23 protein-coding genes, 1 tRNA gene and 2 other annotated features are annotated in these 24,868 nt (G+C 35.7%); of the genes, 5 read left to right on the top strand and 19 right to left on the bottom strand.

What is annotated here, in order from left to right; all coding sequences use genetic code 11:
- Positions 1-166: 166 nt before the first annotated feature.
- From P3F81_RS07385 to leuS, 10 genes are all read right to left on the bottom strand, one after another.
- Entirely contained in the window at positions 167-733 is a 567-nt protein-coding gene (locus P3F81_RS07385) for an anthranilate synthase component II (protein ID WP_147669936.1), read from the bottom strand.
- Positions 717-2,216: an anthranilate synthase component I gene (trpE, locus tag P3F81_RS07390; protein WP_147669935.1), complete on the bottom strand. Its 1,500-nt coding sequence runs from the start codon at positions 2,214-2,216 to the stop codon at positions 717-719. Before trpE ends, P3F81_RS07385 begins: the two co-directional genes overlap by 17 nt.
- A 1-nt stretch (position 2,217) precedes the next feature.
- Positions 2,218-3,012, bottom strand: coding sequence for a tryptophan synthase subunit alpha (gene trpA, locus P3F81_RS07395; RefSeq protein WP_147669934.1), 795 nt, complete (start codon positions 3,010-3,012; stop codon positions 2,218-2,220).
- The gene (gene trpB, locus P3F81_RS07400) at positions 3,009-4,196 is read right to left on the bottom strand and encodes a tryptophan synthase subunit beta (protein ID WP_147669933.1); all 1,188 of its coding nucleotides are present in this window, start codon (positions 4,194-4,196) and stop codon (positions 3,009-3,011) included. Before trpB ends, trpA begins: the two co-directional genes overlap by 4 nt.
- Before the next feature lie 13 nt (positions 4,197-4,209).
- Positions 4,210-4,980: an indole-3-glycerol phosphate synthase TrpC gene (gene trpC / locus P3F81_RS07405; protein WP_147669932.1), complete on the bottom strand. Its 771-nt coding sequence runs from the start codon at positions 4,978-4,980 to the stop codon at positions 4,210-4,212.
- Positions 4,940-5,599 (bottom strand): phosphoribosylanthranilate isomerase, encoded by a 660-nt coding sequence (locus tag P3F81_RS07410; protein ID WP_147669931.1) that lies wholly within the window; start codon positions 5,597-5,599, stop codon positions 4,940-4,942. Before P3F81_RS07410 ends, trpC begins: the two co-directional genes overlap by 41 nt.
- Positions 5,589-6,614 carry an anthranilate phosphoribosyltransferase gene (trpD, locus tag P3F81_RS07415; protein WP_147669930.1) on the bottom strand — a complete coding sequence of 342 codons (1,026 nt, stop codon included), beginning with the start codon at positions 6,612-6,614 and terminating at the stop codon, positions 5,589-5,591. The genes P3F81_RS07410 and trpD overlap by 11 nt, the downstream gene beginning before the upstream one ends.
- 134 nt (positions 6,615-6,748) lie before the next feature.
- Positions 6,749-7,021, bottom strand: a binding site (T-box leader).
- Between the two features lie 45 nt (positions 7,022-7,066).
- Positions 7,067-9,460, bottom strand: a complete 2,394-nt coding sequence (locus tag P3F81_RS07420) for a DNA internalization-related competence protein ComEC/Rec2 (protein ID WP_147669929.1) — start codon at positions 9,458-9,460, stop codon at positions 7,067-7,069.
- Positions 9,457-10,050, bottom strand: coding sequence for a ComEA family DNA-binding protein (locus P3F81_RS07425; protein ID WP_147669928.1), 594 nt, complete (start codon positions 10,048-10,050; stop codon positions 9,457-9,459). The genes P3F81_RS07420 and P3F81_RS07425 overlap by 4 nt, the downstream gene beginning before the upstream one ends.
- A gap of 131 nt (positions 10,051-10,181) precedes the next feature.
- Entirely contained in the window at positions 10,182-12,662 is a 2,481-nt protein-coding gene (gene leuS / locus P3F81_RS07430) for a leucine--tRNA ligase (RefSeq protein WP_147669927.1), read from the bottom strand.
- Positions 12,663-12,774: 112 nt separating this feature from the next.
- Positions 12,775-12,974 (bottom strand) — a binding site (T-box leader).
- Positions 12,975-13,131: 157 nt separating this feature from the next.
- Between leuS and P3F81_RS07435 the strand changes: the two genes are divergently transcribed.
- Positions 13,132-13,524: a hypothetical protein gene (locus P3F81_RS07435; protein ID WP_147669926.1), complete on the top strand. Its 393-nt coding sequence runs from the start codon at positions 13,132-13,134 to the stop codon at positions 13,522-13,524.
- 175 nt (positions 13,525-13,699) lie between these two features.
- Positions 13,700-14,485: a prolipoprotein diacylglyceryl transferase gene (lgt, locus tag P3F81_RS07440; RefSeq protein ID WP_147669925.1), complete on the top strand. Its 786-nt coding sequence runs from the start codon at positions 13,700-13,702 to the stop codon at positions 14,483-14,485.
- A gap of 45 nt (positions 14,486-14,530) precedes the next feature.
- On the opposite strand, the gene P3F81_RS07445 is transcribed toward lgt, so the two are convergent.
- The 8 genes from P3F81_RS07445 to P3F81_RS07480 all read right to left on the bottom strand — a co-directional run bounded on the left by P3F81_RS07445 (position 14,531) and on the right by P3F81_RS07480 (position 22,902).
- Entirely contained in the window at positions 14,531-15,142 is a 612-nt protein-coding gene (locus P3F81_RS07445; RefSeq protein WP_309320237.1) for a lytic transglycosylase domain-containing protein, read from the bottom strand.
- Positions 15,143-15,164: 22 nt separating this feature from the next.
- Positions 15,165-15,776, bottom strand: a complete 612-nt coding sequence (coaE, locus tag P3F81_RS07450; RefSeq protein WP_147669924.1) for a dephospho-CoA kinase — start codon at positions 15,774-15,776, stop codon at positions 15,165-15,167.
- A gap of 11 nt (positions 15,777-15,787) precedes the next feature.
- On the bottom strand, positions 15,788-16,612 hold the full coding sequence (mutM, locus tag P3F81_RS07455; RefSeq protein ID WP_147669923.1) for a DNA-formamidopyrimidine glycosylase: 825 nt from the start codon (positions 16,610-16,612) through the stop codon (positions 15,788-15,790).
- A gap of 15 nt (positions 16,613-16,627) precedes the next feature.
- A complete protein-coding gene (polA, locus tag P3F81_RS07460; RefSeq protein WP_147669922.1) occupies positions 16,628-19,252 on the bottom strand; it encodes a DNA polymerase I in 2,625 nt (874 codons plus the stop codon).
- Positions 19,253-19,396: 144 nt separating this feature from the next.
- Complete coding sequence (locus P3F81_RS07465; RefSeq protein ID WP_147669921.1) at positions 19,397-20,377, bottom strand: L,D-transpeptidase; 981 nt, start codon at positions 20,375-20,377, stop codon at positions 19,397-19,399.
- An 81-nt stretch (positions 20,378-20,458) separates the two neighbouring features.
- Positions 20,459-21,595 (bottom strand): two-component system sensor histidine kinase NtrB, encoded by a 1,137-nt coding sequence (locus tag P3F81_RS07470; RefSeq protein ID WP_147669920.1) that lies wholly within the window; start codon positions 21,593-21,595, stop codon positions 20,459-20,461.
- A gap of 661 nt (positions 21,596-22,256) precedes the next feature.
- A complete protein-coding gene (locus P3F81_RS07475; protein ID WP_309320239.1) occupies positions 22,257-22,493 on the bottom strand; it encodes a cyclase family protein in 237 nt (78 codons plus the stop codon).
- Positions 22,494-22,626: 133 nt separating this feature from the next.
- Positions 22,627-22,902: a cyclase family protein gene (locus tag P3F81_RS07480; protein WP_147669918.1), complete on the bottom strand. Its 276-nt coding sequence runs from the start codon at positions 22,900-22,902 to the stop codon at positions 22,627-22,629.
- Between the two features lie 193 nt (positions 22,903-23,095).
- On the opposite strand from P3F81_RS07480, the gene nrdD reads away from it, so the two are divergent.
- The 3 genes from nrdD to P3F81_RS07495 all read left to right on the top strand — a co-directional run bounded on the left by nrdD (position 23,096) and on the right by P3F81_RS07495 (position 24,376).
- Positions 23,096-23,374, top strand: coding sequence for an anaerobic ribonucleoside-triphosphate reductase (gene nrdD, locus P3F81_RS07485; protein WP_309320789.1), 279 nt, complete (start codon positions 23,096-23,098; stop codon positions 23,372-23,374).
- A gap of 140 nt (positions 23,375-23,514) precedes the next feature.
- Positions 23,515-23,602, top strand: a tRNA-Leu gene (locus P3F81_RS07490).
- A gap of 258 nt (positions 23,603-23,860) precedes the next feature.
- Complete coding sequence (locus P3F81_RS07495) at positions 23,861-24,376, top strand: hypothetical protein (RefSeq protein ID WP_147669916.1); 516 nt, start codon at positions 23,861-23,863, stop codon at positions 24,374-24,376.
- A 45-nt stretch (positions 24,377-24,421) separates the two neighbouring features.
- On the opposite strand, the gene P3F81_RS07500 is transcribed toward P3F81_RS07495, so the two are convergent.
- The gene (locus tag P3F81_RS07500; RefSeq protein WP_147669915.1) at positions 24,422-24,865 is read right to left on the bottom strand and encodes a hypothetical protein; all 444 of its coding nucleotides are present in this window, start codon (positions 24,863-24,865) and stop codon (positions 24,422-24,424) included.
- Positions 24,866-24,868: the final 3 nt, after the last annotated feature.

Genomic DNA, 24,868 nt, shown 5'->3' on the forward strand with positions numbered 1-24,868 from the left:
AGGGAACTTATTATGGGTTATGGATGTTCAGGATTCGGCGGCGGTAGCGCTTGGATCATCATCATTATTATTATCTTATTATTTGCTTGCTGTTGTGGAAACAATAACTGCGATTGTTCCTCTGGCTTCTGGTAATAAAAATAGGACTGCTTTTGCAGTCCTATTTTTATATAAACCCTAAAAAACCCCCCAAAATTTTTTCTCCATCGGGTGTCAATATGGATTCAGGATGAAATTGAATACCTTCTACTTTATAATCACGATGTCTAATTCCCATAATCATACCATCTTCAAGTTCTGCCGTAATTTCTAAACAGTCTGGTAAAGATTCTCTTTCAACAATAAGAGAATGGTATCGTCCTACCAAAATATCTTGTGATAACCCTTGATATGCACCTGTACCTATATGTTTGACTGGTGAGGTCTTTCCATGAACAAGCTTCCCTGCCCGAATGACTTTGCCACCAAATACTTCACCAATTACTTGATGGCCTAAACAAATACCTAATATCGGGACTTTACCCGCAAAGACTCGAACAACATCTTTACAAACCCCCGCATCATCTGGAGTCCCGGGTCCTGGCGAAATCACAATAGCTTCATATTTTGCCGAATCAATTTCAACAGTAGTGATTTTATCATTGCGAATCACTTCAACTTCTCTTCCCATATTTGCAATCATTTGATATATGTTATACGTAAAAGAATCGTAGTTGTCAATTAATAAAATCATCGCCTTCAACCTCCTCTACCACTTGAAACATCACTTTCGCTTTTTGCAGGATTTCACCATATTCTTTCTCTGGCACAGAGTCCGCTACAATTCCCGCTCCAGCCCGAATTGTAGCACGCTCACCTTCGACTTGAATCGTGCGAATTGCGATACACATATCCATGTTTCCTTGAAAATCAATATAGCCTACAGAACCCGCATAAGATTCCCTCTTTACAGCTTCCAATTCATGAATGATTTCCATTGCTCTTACCTTTGGCGCACCACTTACTGTTCCAGCAGGAAAACAAGCTTTTAATGCATCAATTGTAGAATATTTTTGTTCTAATTGCCCTGAAACTTCCGAAACCATATGCATTACATGCGAAAACTTCTCTATTTCCATCAACTTATTTACTTTTACTGTGCCAGCTTTGCTGATTCTTCCAATATCATTTCGCCCTAAATCCACTAGCATCGCATGTTCAGCACACTCTTTTTCATCTGCCTTTAAATCTTGTGCAAGGAGTTCATCTTCTTGATTTGATACACCACGCGGTCTAGTCCCGGCAATAGGATAGGTATATACAGTATCGCCACTTACTTTTACAAGCATTTCCGGCGATGCACCCACTAATTTTAAGTTGCCAAAATTCATATAAAACATATAGGGCGAAGGATTAATTTGCCGTAGTCTCCGATATAAATAAAATGATGGCTTTTTTAAATCACAAGTGAACTGCTTGGATAAAACAATCTGAAAAATATCGCCTGAAGCAATATATTCTTTTGCTTTCAACACTTTTTGGAAAAATTCTCTTTCTTCCTTTCCATATCGTTCACTAAAGCCTAACTTATGCCCTGAATGATATCGCTTTTCTTTTACTTTTTCTTTTTTTATCTCATTTTTGATTTGTTGGTTAATATAATAAATCTTTTCTAGTGCCGTTTGATATAAAAATTCAGTATCAATATTACGTTTATTTGGCGTCAAATAAACGATTTTTGATGTGTGCTTCAAATGATCCATGACTAAAATCACATGACATAAGAGGAATTGTCCAAGCACCATATCCTCAGGACTTTCCATTTGCCTTATACGTTCAATCGTCTCAATCGTTTCATAAGAAAAGTATCCAACTGCCCCACCACCTAGTAATGGCATATGAAAACTTTGCCCCGCATCACTAAAATAGCTAAGATATTCTTTCACTGCCTGCATCGGACTTTTTTCGATTGTTTGACGACCATCAAATGCATCAATAACAAGCTTGTTTTTATAACAAGTTAACGTTGCAAAAGGTTCTGCACCAATAAAAGAAAATCGCCCAAAATTCGTATGCATATCCACGCTTTCTAAAATAAATCCTATATCATCGCCAACGATTTTATAATAAAGCGAAACCGGCGTCTCCATATCGGTTGAAAGCTCCGCAGTTACCGCAAGAACTTTTTCCGTTTCCGCACGTTGACAAAACTCTTTCAAGCTCGTTTCTATCCGCATATTATTCCTTCCTTTCGTCTAATGCTTGACGAATGGATTTAATTAAGCCAATTGCACCTGCAAAATCACTCTCTAAAATTCTCTTTACAACTGCGCTTCCAACAATCGCACCATCCGCAAATTTAGTTGCTTCAACAGCCGACGCGCCATCGCCAATCCCAAAACCAACGGCAAGCGGAATATCCGTTTGCTTACGTACCATCCGAATCACTTCATGAATCGGCGTATAATCAATTTTCCGTACACCGGTAACACCATTGACCGATACACAATAAATAAAGCCATCTGCACTTTTACAGGTTTCAGTAATTCTTTCTGACGTTGTATTTGGCGTTACAAATTCAGCTAAATGAAAATGATGCAAACGGCAAAACTCAGCAATTTCTTTTGATTCTTCATGTGGTAAATCCGGAATAATTAATCCATCTAAGCCAGCAGTTTGAAAATCAGTAATAAATTTTTCAATGCCTACATTCATCATCGTATTGATATATCCCATTCCGATTAAGGGAATCTGTGTATGCTCGCGCAATTTTTTTACTAGTTCTAATACCTGTTGCATCGTAGCTCCATTTTGCAAAGCTTTTACTCCGGCCTCTTGAATAACGTGTCCATCGGCAATCGGGTCGGAAAACGGAATGCCTAATTCAACAACATCAGCCCCAGCTTTTTCGGTAGCCAAGACAAGTTCAAACGTTTTTTCAAAATCAGGAACACCTGCCATAAGATAAATGACTAACGCTTTTTTCCCTTCTTGTTTTAACCTTGCAAAAGTACTGCTTAATCTAGACATCATTCTAATTCCTCCCCTAATGCTTTCGCTACCATTTGAACATCTTTATCGCCTCGTCCTGATAAACACACAACAACCGCCTGATCCTCCGTCGTCGTTGGCATCAGTGTTTCTAAATACGCCAGAGCATGTGAGCTTTCCATCGCCGGAATAATCCCTTCTGTCCTTGACAATAACTGAAAAGCGGCTAATGCTTGTTGATCATTTACCGAAGTATACTGCACGCGATTCGTATCTTTAAAATAAGAATGTTCGGGACCAACACCAGGATAATCAAGCCCCGCTGAAATAGAATACGCTTCAATCACTTGCCCATCATCATCTTGTAAAAGATAACTATATGCACCATGTAAAACACCAGGGCGTCCTTGGCTTAAAGATTCTGCATGATCACCATTTGCTTTTCCTCTACCTGCTGCCTCCACACCAATTTTGATAATATCTCTATCATCTTTAAATGGATAAAACATTCCCATTGCATTACTACCGCCACCAACACAAGCTAAAATATGCGTAACTTTTCCACCTGCTAATGATTTCATCTGCTCTTTTACTTCCTTGCCGATGCAAGATTGAAAATCTCTCACAATCATCGGATAGGGATGCGGGCCAACTACCGAGCCGATAATATAATGCGTATCTGTAATATTCGCAGCCCAGTAACGAATCGCTTCACTGGTAGCATCTTTTAGCGTCCCTGTTCCACTTGTTACCGGAATTACTTTTGCGCCAAGCAATTTCATTCGAAAAACATTTAATGATTGCCTTTCTATATCTTCTTTTCCCATAAAAACATGACATTCTAAGCCAAACAACGCAGCAACTGTAGCACTTGCGACACCATGCTGCCCCGCTCCAGTCTCAGCAACAATACGTTTTTTCCCCATCCTTTTTGCCAAGACGGCTTGACATAAGGCATTGTTAATTTTATGTGCACCTGTATGGAGTAAATCTTCACGTTTTAAATAAATTTTTGCTTTTCCATAATGATTTGTTAACCGCTCCGCATAATAAAGTTTTGTCGGACGTCCAGCATATTCTCTTAAATACGTCCTGATTTCCTCTTGAAATTCAGCATCATTTCTATATTTTTCATAAGCTTGCTGTAATTCCATTAATACTGGCATGACGATTTCCGGTACATATTGCCCCCCATAAATTCCAAAACGCCCTTTGCTATTTGGCATAATAAACTCCTCCTTAAAATCCTTTAACTAATGATAACTCTCTTGTTTTTGCTGCTATATTAGCGGCTTTCACTAATCCTTCGCCCACTAAAACCCCACGGATAAAGTGTTTTTTTACTCTTTCTATATCCTCTCGATTTTTTATTCCGCTCTCACTGATAATTGTTCGATTTCGATCACAATACTTTACTAAATCTAATGTATTTTGTACATCCGTTGTAAAGTTTTTTAAATTCCGATTATTAATTCCGATTAGCTCCGCCCTTGTATCATTTACCGCATTTATATCTTTTTCATCATGTACCTCAACGAGACAATCCACCCCAATCTCCCAAGCCATATGCAAATATTCTTTTAATTGCGCCGGAGATAAAATACGAGCAATTAATAAAATTGCATCAGCTCCGGCGCGCCTTGATTGATAAATTTGATATTCATCAATAATAAAATCTTTTCTCAACACCGGAAGTTTTGTAATCTCTTTTACTAAAGCAATATCCGCTAAATTCCCTAAAAAATGTTCATCCGTATGAATAGATAAAGCCATTGCCCCATTTTTTTCATAAATTTTTGCCAGCTCCAGCACTGTATAATTCGTGCATAAGCGCCCTTTAGACGGCGATTGCAATTTGCATTCGGCAATTAAACTCCACGGCGAATTACGCATAACTTTTGATAAAGCAAACTTGCCAAAGGAAATGTCTTTTTGTATCTCTTTTAACGATAAATACTTTTTTTCTTGCTCAACAGTAATTTTTTTCTTTGCGACAATTGCATCTAACATTTTTCACCCTCCGTTCCAACTCATGAACCCGCTTAATGAAGTCTATAATCTTCCCCTTTGACTTTATCCCATTACTTTCAACTCCCCCAGACACATCAACTCCTGCCGGATTTAAAACATTTATCATTTCTCCGACATTCATTTTACTAATTCCACCAGCAATGAATACCGGCAAATGAAGCTTACTTAATTTTTCCTTTGCAGTTTTCCAGTCAAAACATCTCCCCGTCCCCCCTGCACTACCGGCTTGATAAGTGTCTATTAGTATCATATCGACAGAATATTGATAAAGAATTTTCGGATCAAAATCTTCTTTATATCGAAATGCTTTAATAATTGGATATTTAATTTTCTTGCAATATTCAATTGTTTCATCTCCATGTAACTGTACATAATCAAGATGACAGAAATCAGCGATTTCATTTACCCTTGCTGGTTCTTCATTCATAAAGACGCCTACTTTTGCCACAGATTTTATTTCCGCACTTATCTTTGCCGCTGCTATCGGATTTATATAGCGCCTGCTGTCTGCAAAAATAAAGCCCATTAAATCAGCCTTATTTTCTTCTACTACCTTTGCAATTTCCAGAGATTGAATTCCACAAATCTTAACAAGCATTTTCTATCCCCTCACGACTAAATGCAATCAAAGCTTCCAATTTTACTAAAGCAGCACCACTGTCAATCGTTTTTTCTGCCAACCGAATACCTTCTGTAATACTTGGTGTCTTATTTGTGATATAGAATCCTGCAGCCGCATTTAATAACACAATATCTCGTTTCGGCCCTTTTTCACCATTTAAAATTGCGCGAATAATTTTTGCATTTTCTTCAGGATTTCCCCCTTGATAATCAGCTAAAGTTCCGCGTTTAAAACCATACCTTTGCGGATCAATATGATATGTCTTCACCTTTCCATTTCGCATTTCACTTACTTTCGTTGGAAAGTTTGTTGATATTTCATCCATTCCATCCTCACTATGGACAACCATCGCTTGCTTAACCCCTATTAGGTTTAATACTTCAGCAACTTTTTCGGTTAAGCTTTCTTCATACACACCAACCAATTGATAATCTAACTGCGCCGGATTAATGATTGGTCCCAAAAGATTAAATACTGTACGGAACCCTAATTCCTTACGTGGATTTGCAACCACGCGCATAGCTTTATTCAACGCAGGTGCAAATAAAAACCCTATATCTAAATGTTCAATTTCTTCACTAACTTTATCTGCCGATTTATCAACGATAACACCCAGCTGACTAAGCACATCAGCACTGCCACAAGCGCTAGAAACACTGCGATTTCCATGTTTTGCAACAGCAACACCACCACCTGCTAAAACAAAAGCCACTGTTGTCGATACATTAAATGTCCCTTTCGTATCTCCACCTGTTCCACAAGGACAAATCACCGGTTTGCTATGCTTTACGCGATCTGCATGTTGTAGCAAGGTATGGGCAAATCCGGAAATCTCCTCGCTTATTTCACCTTTTACTTTTAAGGCTGTTAAAAATGATCCGATCTGTGCATCTGTTGCGTTTCCATTCATAATAATTTGCATAGCTTGCCTTGACTCTTCCTGGGATAAATGTTCACCCTTTATCACTTTACTCAAATATTTTTTCAACATATAAATCCCTCCCCAATAAATAAATAAAAAAAGAACCATCTCACCCTTACAAGGGGCGAAATAGCTCGCTGTACCACCCTAAATTCAAGATTTTTTCTTAAAAAACTTTAGAAAATAAAAAACACCTCATCCCCTAAAGGGACGAAGTGTATTCGTTATACCACCCTAAAATTTTTCGAAAGAAAAACTCTCCTCTTTTTCAAGTACGGGAATATCTCTAGCAATATCCGATACTCTAGCCAAATAACGGTGGCAACCGTCCCAGCCTACTCACAAAAAGCTTTTGGTGGACTCTCACAGAACCATTCGATACGCACTTTAGATCGGTCATCACACCTCTGGAAATCCAGTCACCGACTCGCTGAACAAAAGTATACCTATCTACTTTTTCCGCTCACTGATTTACAATAATCTTTAATTATTTATTATAATACTGCTAATAATGTAAACTGTCAAGGATTTTTTCGAGAATTTTTACCGTTTTTTTGAAAAGAATCTACCGATAGTTGATTTCCATTTGTCTCCATTAAAATTGCCCCCGCCTGGTCGGTACGCAAAATCTTAATATTTTCTTTATTTAATCTATTTAACACTTGCGGATTTGGATGACCAAAGCTATTCTGAAAGCCAACAGAAATAATTGCATATTGTGGATTTACCGCTTGTAAAAACTCTTCACAAGAAGAGGTACGCGAGCCATGGTGGGCAACTTTTAACACCGAACTTTTCAATCTATGTTTTCTCATTAATTCTTTCTCCCCATTACTGTCTATATCCCCTGTAATGAGTAGACTAAAATCTCCATAACTCACACGAAATACATTAGAAATTTCATTCCCTGTTCGCGACTCACTCACTTCGCCCGCCGAAAAAATTTCAATTTTAACACCATCCAAAACAAAAAACTGGCCATCTTTTACCGTAACAAAATCTTGGCATTTTTCTAAGGAATAGCCTAATGTTTTTGCATATTCACTTCGGTCTTCCCGACCGACAATCACATTTTGCACTGAAAATTCTTTTAGTAAACTCCCTGCCCCACCTGCATGATCCTCGTGTGCGTGAGTTAAACATAAATAATCAATTTCTCGTATTCCATAATGATGCAAATATGGAATAACAATTCGTTTGCCAATATCAAAATCACTAATTTCGCGTCGCATGCCTCCGGTATCAAATAGCATCGTTCTACCATGTGGTGTCGTAATCAATATAGAATCCCCCTGCCCGACATCAATGAAATGTATCCTTAACGGTTGAGCAAAGATAAATTGACTGCTCCATAAAAAAATAATGGTGACAATTGCACTACAGATAAGCTTTTTCTTTTTCCGCCAGCACAGCAAAAAATTTGGAATTTTCGGTGATGCATAACCGCAGAGCCAAAATAGCAGCAAATAATATACAATGCCACAAAGTAAACCGCCTGACGGTAAATATAAAAGCCCATAAGGAATCATCGCCATAGCTCTTGCCATAAAATAAACTAACCCAATCGTCAAACTACAAAGAATAAATAGACCTTTTCCCACAACCGAAAAAACAAGACTTAATAAAACTGCACACAAGCCACCAATCATTGCCCATTCTATAAACGGCACAATAATAAGATTTGCCAATAGTGCACTAAGCGAAACATTATTAAAATACCAGGCAATAAAGGGAATGACTGCTAATTGTGCAGCAATCGTAATCGCTAAATTTTCCGCAATAAATAGAGGAACTCCCTTTAAAATATTTTTTATTTTAGGCGCGATATACAGTAATCCGGCTGTCGTCATAAATGAAAGTTGAAAACTAATGTCAAAAATTAATCTAGGGGAAATAGCTAAAATCCCCAACCCTGTCAAAGCTAAACTATAACGCGCATCTTTCTCCCGATTCAATGCCAATGCCGAAAACGCTAAAATCCCCATAATCGCCGATCTGACTACCGGCGAAGTAAAGCCTGAAAAAATCGCATAAAAAACAATTGCTAGAATAACAAGAATTGCTGATAGGCACGCTGGAAATCGTAACATTTTCCCAATAATATGTACGGTTCCTGCCAATAGAGAAATATGCGAACCGGACACCGATAAAATATGAACGATTCCTGTCACCGTAAATGCTAGCGCTAGTTCCTCTTTTATTCCATCATATCCGCCAAATAACATTGCAAATAATGCTGCCGCATCTTCTTTGGGCATTGCTTCTTCCATCATATTCTGAACTGCTGTTCTGGATTTTTCAATCCATTTAAGAAAAGCGTTTTGTCCTGATGAAAGAATTTCCACCGTATTTTTTTCGGCTTTACAATTTGCTCGAATCCCTTGTCGTTGCATCATCGCAACTATATCTAAACTTCCCGGATTATTATATCCATGTAATTCTCTAATTTCCCCTGAAAAACGAATACAATCGCTAATATGCGCAATCGTATGCGAGCTATCCTGCAACGCAAAGACTTTTAAGTTTCCGTTTACCTGTACTTTCTCCCCCGCAAATTCTACTGTATGAACCTCTACAATATAATGCATACTTCGCTTGTTCCCCGCAAGCGTTCTTTCTTGTGGAATCTCTATAACTTCACCTTGCACTTGCAGCGTTTTATCAACAAAATTGCTAATGTCATTCGGGGCAATGCTATCTGCCTGCGCACAACGAATCATTCCCGCAATAAAAAATAGCAACAATACAAAATAAAGAAGCAATTTTTTATTTTTCCAATATAAATAAATACAACCAAATAAAGCAATACAAAAGGAACTATACAGGATAAGAAAAGGGATTTTTACCTGAGTTACTGTAAAAATCCCTAAAATAAATCCACCAATAAGAGCGTTAGTAAAAGCTAAATAATTCATATTGTAATCCGATCCGCCAGCTTTTTAAATTTAGCTTCGCCAATTCCCCTTACTTTTTTCACCTCTTCAATGCTTTGAAAACTGCCAATTTGTTTGCGATATTCTAAAATTGCCGCCGCTGTAGACGGACCAACACCCGGCAATGAATCTAATTCCGCTTGATCTGCTGTATTAATATTAACCAGCCCATAATTATTAGTTTGGCTCGATTTATTATTTACTTTTTTTGTATGCTCTGCTGTTAAGTTTTGTTCAGAAAGTGCCTCTTCTTGTATTGGAACTTGTATTTGTTCACCGTCTTTAAGTAACTTTGCCATATTAATCTTTGTTACATCTGCATTGGGTAAAGCACCACCACAAGCATTCACTGCATCAATTACTCTTGCTCCTCCATCCAAAGAAACAACACCAGAACGTACGACACCACCACAAACATAGACAGCAATTTGTTCCTTCTTTTGAGTTTCTGATAAATCACCTTTGCTTAAAGGTATACTCTCCTCTTGCTTTGTGTAACCATACATTCCTCCACCGACCATGACCAATGCTAATAAAAGAAATACAACTATGGATTTCCGATAAATTGGCATATTTATCACCCCGATATTGTTATTATCAAGGTATTTCTACATAATTTAACATTTACCTGCACAATTTATCTAAATATCCTTAAAAATAAAATAGCGAATTGCAATAATTTTGCAATTCGCTATTTTTATTTTTATTTTACTACAATATTCACAATTTTATTTGGTATACAAATTACTTTAACAACTTTTTTCCCATCAATAGCAGCTTGTACTTTATCCTGTTGCATTGCTTTTTCTTCTAAAGCTTTTGCATCAAGACCAGCAGCTACAATAATTTTATCCCGAACCTTGCCATTTATTTGCAGAACTATTTCTACCTCATCTAAAACAGTAGCTGCTGCATCATATTCAGGCCATTTTTCTTTATGAACACTGCCTTCACTGATTACTTCATTCCATAATTCTTCTGTAATATGTGGAGCAAAAGGCGCAAGTAAACGAAGTAATGATGAAATAACTTCGCGCATCAAACTATCATTTAATGCTTCGCCTTTGTCTTTTGCTGTATAAATTGCATTGACTAATTCCATGATTGAGCTAATTGCGGTATTGAAGTTAAATCGATTTCCAACATCCTCAGTTACCTTTTTAATTGTTGTATGAAGAACACGGCGCAACTCTTTTTCAACTTTTGTCAGCGTAGTTACATCATATATAGCTTCGCCCTTCGTTACAGATGCTGCAAAATGATCAACAATACGCCATACTCTGCCTAAGAAACGATGCGCTCCTTCTACCCCTTGATCGCTCCATTCCAAATCGCGTTCCGGTGGAGCAGCAAACAACATAAATACACGTGCAGTATCCGCACCATATGTGCCGATAATTTCTTCCGGAGAAACAACGTTTCCTTTAGATTTCGACATTTTTGAACCATCTTTAATTACCATTCCCTGGGTAAGTAAGTTTTTGAAAGGTTCATTAAAGTTTACTAACCCTGCATCTTTTAACACTTTGGTAAAGAAGCGTGAATAGAGTAAATGTAAAATCGCATGTTCAATTCCACCGATATATTGATCTACCGGCATCCAGTAGTTTGCTTTTTCACTATCAAATGGCATTTTCTCATTTTTCGGGTCGGTGTAGCGCATATAATACCAGGAAGAACAAATAAACGTATCCATTGTATCCGTTTCACGACGTGCTTTCCCACCACATTTTGGACAAGTACAATGTACAAATTCTTCAACTTGTGCTAATGGAGACACTGCACCAGCTTCAAAATTCACATTAGCTGGAAGCATTACTGGCAAATCTTCTTTTGGTACAGGAACAACACCACAGTCTGGACAATAAATTACAGGAATCGGCGCGCCCCAATAACGTTGACGGGAAACTAACCAATCTCGAAGACGATAGTTTACGCGACGTTTCCCAATATTATTTTTTTCTAACCAATCTAAAATGGCAACTTTTGCTTTTTCTACTGTCATTCCAGTAAATTCACCAGAGTCAACTAAAACCCCATCTTCGGTATAAGCATTTGTCATCTCATCTAATACTAAAGTTTTTCCTTCTGGAACTACTACAATTTTCTTTTGCAAATTATATTTATTTGCAAATGCCCAATCGCGCTCATCATGCGTAGGTACACCCATAACTGCACCAGTACCATATTCATATAATACGTAATTTGCAATCCAGATTGGTACACGTTCACCAGTGAACGGATTTACTGCATATTCCCCTGTAAAAATGCCTTCTTTTTCAACATCAGTAGCAGTACGATCAAGTTCACTTTGGTTGCGTACCTTCTCCATAAAAGCCCTGATTTGTGCTTCGTTTTCTTTACCTGAAATCAACTTTTCAACCATTGGATGCTCTGCAGCCAAGACGACATAGCTTACGCCAAATACCGTATGTTGACAAGTTGTATAAACGGGTATTTTCTCTTGGATTGACGGAACATCAAAACTAAATTCTGCACCCTCACTGCGACCAATCCAATTTTCCTGCATCGTTTTTACTCGATCCGGCCAACCTTTTAACTCTTTTAAATCTTCAAGCAATACATCAGCATAATCAGTAATTTTAAAGAACCATTGTTCCAGCTCTTTTTTTACAACTTCTGAATCACAACGCCAGCATTGTCCATCGATAACTTGCTCATTTGCCAATACCGTATTACATTGATTGCACCAATTCACAGCCGCTTTCTTTTTATATGCTAATCCTTTTTCATAAAACAATAAGAATAACCACTGCGTCCAACGATAATATTCCGGCGTACAAGTCGCTACTTCACGATCCCAATCGTAAGAAAGTCCAATTTCACGTTGTTGCCGACGCATATTTTCAATATTTTTAAATGTCCATTCAGCAGGCTGTACACCATGTTTAATTGCCGCATTTTCCGCCGGCATTCCAAATGCATCCCACCCCATCGGATGAAGTACATTAAACCCTTGCATTGCTTTATATCTAGCAATAACATCACCGATAGAATAGTTACGAACATGCCCCATATGTAAATTTCCTGATGGGTAAGGGAACATTTCAAGTACATAATATTCTGGTTTCTGTCTATCAAGTTCTGTTTTGAATGCACTGTTTTCTAACCATTTTTCTTGCCATTTGCGCTCAATCTCTTGCGGAGAATATTTTTCGTTCACGTTTGTGCCTCCTTGAATATTTACAAAGTAAAGTAGACTTGATTCAGCGGAGCTTTTACTCCATTCGAATTTTAGTCGTCCCTGAATAAATAAAAAAATCCCTTGGCATATTGCCAGGGACGATTATATCGCGGTACCACCCTGATTGACACCTCTCTTAGATGTCCTCTCATTTATGCTTGTAACGCGAATCAGCGTCGGCCATTAGCCGAATCTCCATAGCGAGTTCAACTTTTTTACATATTGGCTCACATCACCCGCCAACTTTCTGTGCTGCAAATAAAGTTTACTACTCTATTTCATCGAATGATAAAAAATTTTAGTAAAATACTATACATTTGTTCATTATAGCTTTTCACCTGCAGAAAGTCAACTTTCATCAATAAATAAGCACTTTACTCCATATGTGTACATAGCCAGTTCTATTCAAAAGCAAGTTGCATAAACTTTAATATTGGGAGGTGCGTTTATGTACAAATTGATTATTGGTAATGTTAGAGTAAATGTTTTAGACGATAATATTTCTCACACACAAGCCGTAAATGCAGCGAGACAAGCAATTTTAGATGCAGGCAATCAAAATAAACTGCTTAGCAGTGTAGAAATTTCCCGTTTAGGGGATGAACTAGAAGTAAATACTATAGAAAGAACAGGTGCAAAACTATTACGAAAAAGCTTAAAACAAAGTATGCTTGACGGCATTCTTACTGCAGCCTGTGAAAAACTTTCACCGTCTGATGGATTTAGTTTAAAAGATGCTTGGTTTGACAACGATACAAGTCAAGAGTGGCATGGCAGCGATGTCATCAACATTCGCGAAGAACTAATTAACAAATTAGAAGAGTGGATCAAAAATGCTTAAACCCTAATACATATTTTTAAAGTAATCCTAATGGATAAAATCCTTGGATTACTTTTTATTTTACTAAAATTGATTATTGTTATAAATTCTTCTATAATATACTTCATAAATCATTATAGATTTGACGATAACATAATTTTAAAATTCGTTAAGTCATTGAATAAACGGAGGCACTATGCATCAATATCTTTTTTTTATTGGAGATTTTCCAATTCGCTCATACGGACTAGTATTAAGCATGAGCATCATTTTAGCAACAGGCGTTGCCTACTTTCTCGCTAAACAAGATGGACGCTGGCATAATCATATCATTGATATGGGAATTTATTGTGGGTTAGGCGGAATCTTAGGTGCTAGATTATGGGATGTTTTCTTCTTTGATTGGGGTTATTATCAACACCATTTAAATGAACTTTTCTATGTTTGGCAGGGCGGAATGGCAATTCAAGGTGGAGTTGTTCTCGGCTCAATTGTAGGCATCCTGTATACAAGATACTACAAAATTGACACTTGGGCACTCGCCGATATTATTGCCCCTGCAATTATTTTAGGACAAGCTTTAGGACGAATTGCAAACTTACTTAATGGAGATGCTTTCGGGCATCCAACGGGTAGCTCCTTTGGCATCATCTATCCAACAACGACTCTTGCTTACCAAACTTATGGAAATCAACCTTTATGGCCGGCAGAAATTTGGGAGGGACAAATCGACATCGTCATTTTTGCACTTCTTCTTATTTTCCGTTCTATCAGACATGCCAAAGGTCAAGTATTTATTCTTTATACGATGCTCTACTCATTAGCCCGTTTCTTTTTAGAATATTTACGTGGAGATTACAACAATCTTATTCTCGGACTAAAATCAGCGCAATGGACAAGCTTAATCGTGTTTTGTATTGGTTTTTGTTTGTTCATTTGGTGCGGTATTCGTGAAAAGCGAGCCAAAGAAAAGAATTCATAATAAAAGGCTGAAGAACACAGCTTACGCTGTAAATTCTTCAGCCTTTTATTCTTGATACAAACTTTTATATTTGTTTTTGCTTTTTAACACTTTCGTTACATATTCACGCGTTTCTTTAAACGGAATTTGTTTCACATCTTGAAACGACATATCCCATTGATATTTTTCCATCCACTCTTTTACATTGCCACGCCCCGCATTATATGCGGCAAGCATTAAAACTTCATTTCCTTCAAACTCTTTATGCAGTGATGATAAATACCAAGTACCAAATCGAATATTAATTTCCGGGTCCTCTAGCTCTGCCAAAGTGAAATCTTCATCTTCCATTTGCTGTGCTATCCACTTTGCTGTTTCCGGCATTAATTGCATTAAACCCATCGCACCCTTGTGCGAGCGCGCTTGAAAATTAAACTTACTTTCACTTAAAATGACTCCTGCAACTAAAAAAGGATCGAGTTTTTTTTCGACAGCATAATCAATAACCAATTCACGGTACGGATATGGATAAAACACTTTCTTTTGAAACCATGCACTTTGAAAAATAGCATAACAAATAAAACTAAAACATACTAAAATCCCCAAAAATGCCTGCCACTTTATTTTTTTATAAGATGACAAACGCATCACTCCGCTTTTCTCTTGATAACGTAACACCAAATGATTATCCATGAAAAATCTAATCGTTTCCTTTCAATCCATCCCTCAAATATCTCCAGCGATTTGAAACTTGTTTTTTAGTATAATCTATATCCTTATTATTATCAATAACGAAACTTGCTCTTTTTACTTTTTCTTTTAGCGACATTTGACTGTTAATTCTCGCTTTTGCTTCTTCTTTAGACCAGTTATTTCTCTGTATCAATCGATTCAATTGATTTTTTTCATCTGCATAAACAACCCATACTTCATCCGCCATTTTATCCCAACCAACCTCAAATAAAAGAGGAATATCAAGCACAATGACTTCTATCCGCTTCTCTTCTAATACGCTTAAACAATGCTCAATTTCTGATTTAATATACTTATGCGTAATTGATTCCAGGATCTTTTTCTCATTCTCATCATTAAAGATAATATTACCTAACCGAATTCGATCAATACTTTTATTTTTAGTCAATATTTCTTCACCAAAATGTGCAACAATTTCTTTCCAAGCATCTTTTTGTGGTTCTACAATATTTCTCGCTATCTTATCAGCATCAATAATGTCTGCGCCCAACTCTTTTAGTATACGGCTTACTGTACTTTTTCCACTTGCAATGCCACCTGTTAACCCCAGTATAAACATCTTACACATCCTCATTTTTGACATTGCGGACAAAAATGCGTACCCCGCCCGCCGACTTCAATTTTTTCGATAATACTTCCACAAAATCTACATGGCAGTCCATTCCTTCCATAAACAAACAAATTCTCTTGATGACTACCTTTTTCACCATTTCCATTTCGATAATCTCTAAATGTCGTTCCACCATCATTTATTCCAGCATCAATTACTTGATTAATCGCTGCATGTAGCTGGTTAATTTCATCCACAGCCAATGAATTACCTACTCTTTCCGGATGGATTTTGGAAAGAATTAAACACTCATCCACATATATATTTCCTAAGCCACCAATATATTTCTGATTCAATAAAAAAGATTTTATTTTCCCACGATTTGATTTTAAGGCTTCTTGCAAATAAGCAATCGTAAATTCAGCAGATAACGGTTCCGGCCCCATATTCGCAAGTCCGGAAATTCGCCATAATTCATCTTTCTTTATCGCATACAAAGTCCCTAAAGTACGCGTATCAGCATAGGTCAATACATCACCATTATTTAAGTGAAATACAATTCTTGTATATGCATCACGTTCATCGCCTTCACTTACGTAACATAATCTTCCTGTCATTCGCAAGTGAATAACAAGCATATCACTATTATCTAATTCCAATAATAGATACTTCCCTCTGCGTTTAAAATCTGCGATTGTTCTACCGATTATCATCGACTCAAAGTTTTCAACCGTAGGCCACTTTACTAACCTAGACAACAAAACTTCCACATTGGTAATCATTTTACCTTTTAATCTATCTACTAAGTTTCTACGAATAATTTCAACTTCAGGCATTTCAGGCATTTTACTCGCCTCCCATCACTTTGCTTGCGCCCAATTTTCCCCCATATGAATATCAATGGTAAGCGGTACGTTAAGCTTTGCTACACCTTGCATAGAATTACGCAAAATTTCAGATACAATTTTCATTTCATCCTTTACGGTTTCAATGACTAACTCATCGTGTACCTGTAGCAAAATTCGACTACGTAAATTTCTTTTCTTTAGTTCATGAAAAGCATCAATCATCGCTTTTTTTATAATATCCGCGGCTGTTCCTTGTATTGGGGTATTCATTGCTGTACGTTCAGCAAAAGAGCGTTGATTATAATTACTACTATTAATTTCCGGCAAATACCTTTTTCGTCCAAATAAAGTTGTGACATACCCTTGTGTATGGGCATCTTTCACCATTTGATCAATAAATTCTTTTACACCTTGGCACTTTGTAAAATAACTTTCGATATAAATACCGGCTTCTTTCCTCGTCACTCCCAAATCCTTTGATAAACCATAATCACTAATCCCATATACGATTCCAAAATTTACGGCTTTTGCCCGACTTCTCAATTCACTTGTCACTTCTTCCATTGGTACACCAAATACTTCTGATGCAGTACGCGTATGAATATCTTGATTTTGTGTAAACGCTTCAACAAAATTTTTATCACCTGACATATGCGCCAATACTCTAAGTTCAATTTGTGAATAGTCAGCAGATAATAAGTAATCATAACCGACGCCTGGCACAAAAAGTTCACGAATTCTCTTTCCTGCATCCGTCCTTACAGGAATGTTTTGCAGATTCGGATCAGAGCTACTCAAACGACCGGTAGCAGTTACCATTTGATTAAACTGAGTATAAATTCTACCTGTTTTTTCATGAATTAATACACTTAGTCCATCCAAATACGTTGATTTTAATTTTGTTAATGTACGATATTCTAGAAGTTTGCGTATAATTGGATGATGATGCACTAAAGACTCTAAAACTTCAACATCCGTAGAATAACCGCGTTTTGTTTTCTTTATGATTGGCAATTCTAATTTTTCAAAAAGAATTTCACCAAGCTGTTTTGTTGAATTTACATTAAACTCCTGCTCTGCTAATTCATAAATCTCTTTCAATAAAACTTTTATTTTTTCCGCTATTTCTAGCGCCATATCCTGTAAATTATCTGCATGTACACTTATTCCCGCCCCTTCCATGGCGGCTAAAACTTCTACCAAGGGAATTTCAATTTCGTCGTACAAGCTTTCTAAATCATTCTCTTGTAATTTACTATGCAAAACTGTAGATAAATCATGAATACACAACGCCGACCAAGTTGCATAAATACATTCATTCTCAAAATCTTCTGGTTGATTATATTCTCCCAAATAACGTTCCATTAGTCTTGCTAAATCATAATTGTTATTTGTCGGTTCTAATAAGTACGCAGCTAACATTGTATCAAATAAACTACCTGCAATTGTTATATTTAAAGGATGACAAGCATGATACATAGGTTTTAAATCATGCGTAATTTTACAAATCGTCGCATCCGACAACAGTGCAAGGATATCCATCCACCCTTCAATTTTACTATCAATATAAGCACTATCACCATTTTCTGTAACGACTGCTAGCCCTTTTAAACTCATTTCCGGAATGCGACCATCTAAAACTGGTGCAAAAACGAATTTTCTTTCTGCACGAACCAATCGAATTAATCTTTCTACTTCCTCTTTATTTTTCAAATATACTGGCTCCGGCAATTCACTAACCACTGTACCAAACCCAAAGTCATCCGTTTCTCCAGGAAATAAAGTATCTAATCGCGACAAAACACTCCGAAATTCATATTGATTGCAAAAATCTCTTATTTTTTTAGTGTCAGGCTGAATTTTATATGATTCTAAATCAAATTCGATATCCATATCCCGAACGATGGTCGCTAATTTTTTCGACAGAATTGCTAATTCACGATTTTCTGTTAAACGCTCTTTTAATTTTTTGCCAGAAATATCATCAATATGCTCCAAAACATTTTCTAAAGAGTTATATTCCATCAATAGTTTTGTCGCTGTTTTTTCTCCGACACCTGGAACCCCCGGAATATTATCAGAACTATCTCCCATTAATCCTTTCAAATCAATTAATTGTAATGGTTCTAATCCATATTTTTCTTTAAATGCAATCTCATCAAAAATCTCCATTTCAGAAATGCCTTTTTTCGTCAACATCACTTTTATATTTCCACCAATAAGCTGCAAGGCGTCTTTATCGCCAGTAACTACAATAACCTCATGCCCTTCATTTGCCGCTCTTGTTGCCATTGTACCAATAATATCATCAGCCTCAAAACCAGCTTTTTCAACTAAGGCTATACCAAAAACCTCAATTAACTCATGCAATAGAGGAATCTGCGAAGATAATTCACTCGGTGTTTGCTTACGCGTAGCTTTATATTCATTAAACAATTCATTACGAAAAGTCTTTTTCCCTTTATCAAACGCAATAACTAATCGATCCGGTTGTAACTCTCCAATTAATTTCACCAGCATACTAGCAAATCCATAGACAGCATTTGTGTATTGCCCACTTGCCGTAGATAACAACGGTAATGCATAAAACGCGCGATAAAGAAAACTACTTCCATCTATTACAACAAATTTTTTCACTTTTTCCACCCCATCATTTAACCTCTTACTTTATATATTTATTTTAGCTATAACCATTATAACATTTGCTATTCACTTGAAAAGTCCTTTAAAATATGATAAAAAGGGTAAATTCACTTTGAATTTACCCTTTCTTCAATACAATTAAAATTGTTCATTACAACTTTCAATTCTCATCATATTGCGCCCAGCATCCCAATTTGCATACAATCCATAAAGCGTATGTACATCATCTTTATTTATATATAAAATATTATCTCGCACAAATCCTCTTGCATTTCCATAATAGCTAGTCAAATTTTGTGTATCTGGATTCCATTCTACATTTGTTTTTTGCTCAATTGCAATTGGAATGACTGGTAGATAGTAAATACCATTTTGTAGAACACCACGTTTATCTATCTTTTTTCCATTAACTAAAATCGAAAATGACTTACCGAGTACCATCGGCTCACCATTTGAATAAGCTAAGGCTTCATATAGCTTATCATTATCTACAAAACCGTTTAAACCATATCTAGTAAGTTGTTTATTAATCCCATCCATCGTTATCGTTTGGCAACCGTATTCATCAGGATAAATTTTTAAACTAACGTTTCCATCTAAGCCCTCACAAATAATCAATCGTTGATATGTAATTTTGACTGGAGTACCTATTTGTACTTTTTCATATAAATCTTCAACGTCAGCTTCAACCATCCGTACACAACCATTAGATACATATCCGCCAATAGATTCTGGTTTATTCGTCCCATGAATACCATATACCCCGTCAAATTCAATCCAACGATATCCTAAAGGATTATCTGGACCCGATTCTATAATGACTAATTCTTCCTTATTATCCTTTAAACTATTAACATTTTCTTGAAACGGCTTTATCCAGATAGGATTTTTTTCTTTTGCCTTTACATTAAAATCACCTATAGGTGTCTTATTTTCTTTAGTTCCAATCCCTACATTATAAACTTTTATAGCCTTTCCATCTGCAAAAATCGTTAACGTACGACTTGGAATATTAACTACAATACTTGGATTTGTAATTTCAGCAGCAGCTACAGGTAGTATCATTATAGATATCACCATAAAGCTCATTGCTAAAATCAAACCAAAAGACTTAAGCACACTACAACATCCTTCCCTATTTTAACTTTATTCACCATATATGATATTCAGGAGGTTGTCACACTATGCTTAAAAGCTTGTCTACTGTAAATTTAACACTTGCTGATGTACAACGGACAAACGCCGACTATTATCCTCGAGTACTGGTAAATAAATATGAACTTTAGTTCCTGTTGTATCTCCAGTTGCCAGAGTTAAATTAATAAACCCGCCATGCTCTGCTACAATTCGATAAGCAATCGGAAGTCCGAGCCCCATGCGATCAAGCTTTGTTGTATAAAATGGTTCAAAAACTTTCGGTAATATTTCCGTTGGAACTCCCGCTCCCGTATCAACGATGGAAATGACAAGCATATTCGTTTCATAATCGCGCCAAGTTTTAACTGCTAAAACACCTTTATCTCCCATCGCTTCTAATGCATTTTGTAAAATATTTACCAATGCTTGTTGCAACAAACTTGCATCACCCGTAATCGTCGGTAACCCTTTTATAATTTGTCTTTGTAGTTGAATCTCTTCATTTCCAAAATGATTAAATGTTAATAGTAACGCCTCATTTAAAATACGATTTATATCTACACCCGGCTTTTTTACGACTGAAGGTTTAGCAAACATGATTAATTCTTTGACAACATTATTTATATACGACACCTCGCCTAACAAACCTTCTAAGATATCTCGTTTTACAGTATATTTATCATTTTCTAATCTGCCAAGCATTAATTGTAAATACCCACTAATTGTTGTGAGCGGTGTTCTAACATGATGTGCAACACCTGCAGCAACTTCGCCAAGCGACATTAACATTTTAGTTGTGTGTATCTGCTTCAATGCCGCTCTTACGGCGGAAACATCTTGCATTATTATAATATGTCCGACAACACTACCTGTATTATCAAAAATTCGTAATGTATTTACTTGTAAATAAATCTGCTGCCCATTAATTTTTATCTTCATCGTTCCACATTTAATTTCTTCATCTTTTCCTACAGAAAAAATATTTAAAAATTCATCACCAAAATCAGCAAAAACCAATTCTGCTTTTCTGCCTATTATATCATGATGATCTAAATGACAAATTCGTTTGGCTTCATTATTTAGATTTTTAATACGATGATTTACATCTAAATAAACCACTCCCGTAGTTGCATTGTCAAAATATTCCTTATAATCATCTTCTTGTACTAACATTGATTTATTCGCAAGCGTACTATACATAATTCGCACCTCTTCATTTATCTTTTGTGCTTATAAAGATTCTTGTAAATATATGTATCTCCTGCTAAAAACGTTTAAAAAAATATCGTAAAAAACCGACATATTCTAAAAAAAAGAACCAGTAATTATCGACAAAATATAAGTAAATCTACAACTCAAAGAACTTTTTATTAAAAATAATGGTACCAGCGTCGATAAGGCACCTTAATATAATACATTTTTTACCATACTATCCATTTATTTTTGTGAGTTTCTTACATATTCTATATTATAATTCATTAATACTTCAAAATTATTCCATTTTCTTCTTTTTATGGATTTGACGATTTTCTTTTTGAATAAAATTTTTCTATACAAAAACTATTTAACAATGGTCAATCGTTTTCCTTATATAGAATTTTGATAATTTAAGAGTCTATCGAAAGAAATAATTCCATCGCGTATTGCCTCTTGTACAGCGCAACCTGCTTCATCAAGATGCCCACAATCATAAAATTTACACGTAGATGCAAGTTCTTTAATATCTAAAAATGTTTTAGATAACTTGGCATTATTATTTTAATCTATAATTTTACTCTTCCATTTCAAATCTACTTATTCGCTAAGCTTACTGAAATAAACATAAGCATTAACTAAAAAGCTAATGCTTATTATTCTAATATTATTCATCTGTTAGTCGTGCAATTGCACGAACTGGCGCCCCATCTGCGCCTTTTATATTTAATGGCAAAACATAAAACTCAAAGTATTTGTGTCTCACACCATTAAGGTTCTTTAAATTTTCAATTAAGATAATATTATTCTTCAAAAATTTTCGATGATTCATAAAATCCGTCGAATCTACTGAATCAACAGAAATTGTATCTATGCCAAATCCTTTCAGATTAAAATTTATCAACCAATCTGCAGCGTCTTTGCTTAATATCGGATATCCATAATAGCATGCTTCAATACCCCACTACTTGCACCAATCTGTTTTTAACAGGAAAAAATCCGTCTGCTTTATCATTGATTCGTATTGTTTTAAATCCTCAATCAAAATTTTTCCCAGCTAAGTGACTCACATCTATAATTATTGCACACCCACAAAATAAATCGACCGGCAACCTATCTACTGTCAATCCATCTGAAATCATATGATATGGAACATCTATATGTGTGCCAAGATGATAATCCATTGTTATTTTAGTACTATTATACCCATCTTTGTCAGCAATAGCTACGGTCTCAAAACGAGGTTCATCATCCTCTGGATAAACTATCATATTCGCTTCTAATAAATGAGATAAATCAACTATTTTCATCATAAAAATCCTTCATTTTTTATTTAGTGAAGCTATTCATCTTTTATCTATTTCATTTTTTAAATATATAATTCGATGATATTGTATACTCTCCTTTTAAACCTATTATTTAATTTTCAGCAATAAATTAATAACAATTTTCTAATGACAATCATTATTAAAATGTGATAAACTAAAAACAGAAAACTTTAGGGGGATTTATATGAATTATAAAGATATCAAAATTAATGTTATAGGAAATCTTGAAGACAAAGAAATTCAAGCATATGTAAACTATATCCACGAAAATAATCCAAATAGATTAATAGAGGAACTAGATATTAAAGTCGACGGAGACTATGTAGATTTGAACTATCGTTTAAAGCCTCTTTCTTTCGAGCGAATTCGCCGTATAACAGGTTATTTAGTTGGCAGCGTAGATCGTTGGAATAATGCAAAAGCAGCTGAAGAAAAAGATCGAGTAAAACATGGATAAATAGTCTTTTTACGAAAAATAAAAATATTTATTGCAGCCCAACAAGATAAATTTACAATAAATATTTTTATTTTTTTATTGACTTAATATGATTAAAATGATATTATATTAAATGTTCCCGATAGGAACGCTAAACAAATGCCGAAGTGGCGGAATTGGCAGACGCACTTGACTCAAAATCAAGCGTAGTTACCCTACGTGCCGGTTCGAGTCCGGCCTTCGGCACCAGTAAATTCAAGTCTTTGCAGATTGCAAGGGCTTTTTTTATTATGTTTTAACAGTATGGCGACATTATTCCATATGTACATTTAGCAGAATTATCGCTATCTTAATCATCTTTACTATTATTACTTGTTTAGCTCACGTTAAGCAGTTTTTTATCTATATCATCAAAATCAAATAAAAAATAATACTTATAGATTGCCTAAGTATTATTTTATGATAAACTGTAATTAAGATATATTTCTATATAGGTGGTGGTTTATCGTGAAATTTTTTTCGAAAATTTTTATTATTTTTTCCCTATTCTTTTCTGTACATTCTCCTTTTGCTTATGCTGAACTATCAACATTTGAAAGTTCTTATTCTAATGAAGAAACGAACTATTCTGTTTCATTAAAGCATTATACACGATATTTCCCTAAAGAAAATAATTCCTATCCCGTCTATGGATTACGTTTTGCTATACATAACACAGATAGCCCTTATATTTTCGAACAAGAAAATCCTCCGATATTAATTATTGATAATATAGAATATAAACAACGCGCTTCTCATCAAGACATTTTTATTTTTCACGATATAGAAGCTAATTATAACGGCACTACATATTATGACTCTATATTTATACGAACTTTAACAGAAAAAACTGTACAAGCCTTAATTACTGCAAAAAAAATTTCCATTATTATTCCCATAAAAAATCAAGCTTCCATAGAAATTGACTTACCAAAAGATATTGTAGCCGAATGGCGTAAATGCTCACTTTTATCAAAAAGTTAGATTCTAAAATACCCAGCCAAAAAATTTCTTTTGGCTGGGTATTTTTTATTTATTATTTTGCCATTCACCACGACAAGACTTGGTAGCCATATACTGATATGCTTTAGGTGGTTGTAATATCTGCGAGTAGGCAACAGCGTTCAGCAATACATCTGAATGAATATCTGCCGTCTTACGCACTACTTTATCACTTGTGGGCGTTTCAATAGACACTTGCTTTGCTTCTATTGACTTCGTCTTCGCTAATAAGTATTCTCGATATCTATTAGAGGCTGTATTAGCGATCGCTTCTTCTGCTTTAATCATAGGCTCTTCAATAGACACCTCTAATTTTTCTACCTTCTCCGCATTTGGATTTCCTTTTATCGTCGGAATTTCAAACCTCGGTTCATCTACTTCAGTAGGTTTCACATCTCTTTGTTTCTTTTTTCGCCCGCCAAAAATCCCGTAAAGAATAATTAACAGGACAAGAATATCTCCAAAATCCATATC

The sequence above is a fragment of the Selenobaculum gibii genome (genome assembly GCF_030273445.1).
Taxonomy (GTDB): Bacteria; Bacillota; Negativicutes; order ICN-92133; family ICN-92133; genus Selenobaculum; species Selenobaculum gibii.

Coding starts and splice junctions, on each gene's coding strand:
- P3F81_RS07385 (WP_147669936.1), bottom strand. CDS start 733: ATGATTTTATTAATTGACAACTACGATTCTTTTACGTATAACATATAT.
- trpE (WP_147669935.1), bottom strand. CDS start 2,216: ATGCGGATAGAAACGAGCTTGAAAGAGTTTTGTCAACGTGCGGAAACG.
- trpA (WP_147669934.1), bottom strand. CDS start 3,012: ATGATGTCTAGATTAAGCAGTACTTTTGCAAGGTTAAAACAAGAAGGG.
- trpB (WP_147669933.1), bottom strand. CDS start 4,196: ATGCCAAATAGCAAAGGGCGTTTTGGAATTTATGGGGGGCAATATGTA.
- trpC (WP_147669932.1), bottom strand. CDS start 4,980: ATGTTAGATGCAATTGTCGCAAAGAAAAAAATTACTGTTGAGCAAGAA.
- P3F81_RS07410 (WP_147669931.1), bottom strand. CDS start 5,599: ATGCTTGTTAAGATTTGTGGAATTCAATCTCTGGAAATTGCAAAGGTA.
- trpD (WP_147669930.1), bottom strand. CDS start 6,614: ATGTTGAAAAAATATTTGAGTAAAGTGATAAAGGGTGAACATTTATCC.
- P3F81_RS07420 (WP_147669929.1), bottom strand. CDS start 9,460: ATGAATTATTTAGCTTTTACTAACGCTCTTATTGGTGGATTTATTTTA.
- P3F81_RS07425 (WP_147669928.1), bottom strand. CDS start 10,050: ATGCCAATTTATCGGAAATCCATAGTTGTATTTCTTTTATTAGCATTG.
- P3F81_RS07435 (WP_147669926.1), top strand. CDS start 13,132: ATGTACAAATTGATTATTGGTAATGTTAGAGTAAATGTTTTAGACGAT.
- lgt (WP_147669925.1), top strand. CDS start 13,700: ATGCATCAATATCTTTTTTTTATTGGAGATTTTCCAATTCGCTCATAC.
- coaE (WP_147669924.1), bottom strand. CDS start 15,776: ATGTTTATACTGGGGTTAACAGGTGGCATTGCAAGTGGAAAAAGTACA.
- mutM (WP_147669923.1), bottom strand. CDS start 16,612: ATGCCTGAAATGCCTGAAGTTGAAATTATTCGTAGAAACTTAGTAGAT.
- P3F81_RS07470 (WP_147669920.1), bottom strand. CDS start 21,595: ATGTATAGTACGCTTGCGAATAAATCAATGTTAGTACAAGAAGATGAT.
- P3F81_RS07480 (WP_147669918.1), bottom strand. CDS start 22,902: ATGATGAAAATAGTTGATTTATCTCATTTATTAGAAGCGAATATGATA.
- P3F81_RS07500 (WP_147669915.1), bottom strand. CDS start 24,865: ATGGATTTTGGAGATATTCTTGTCCTGTTAATTATTCTTTACGGGATT.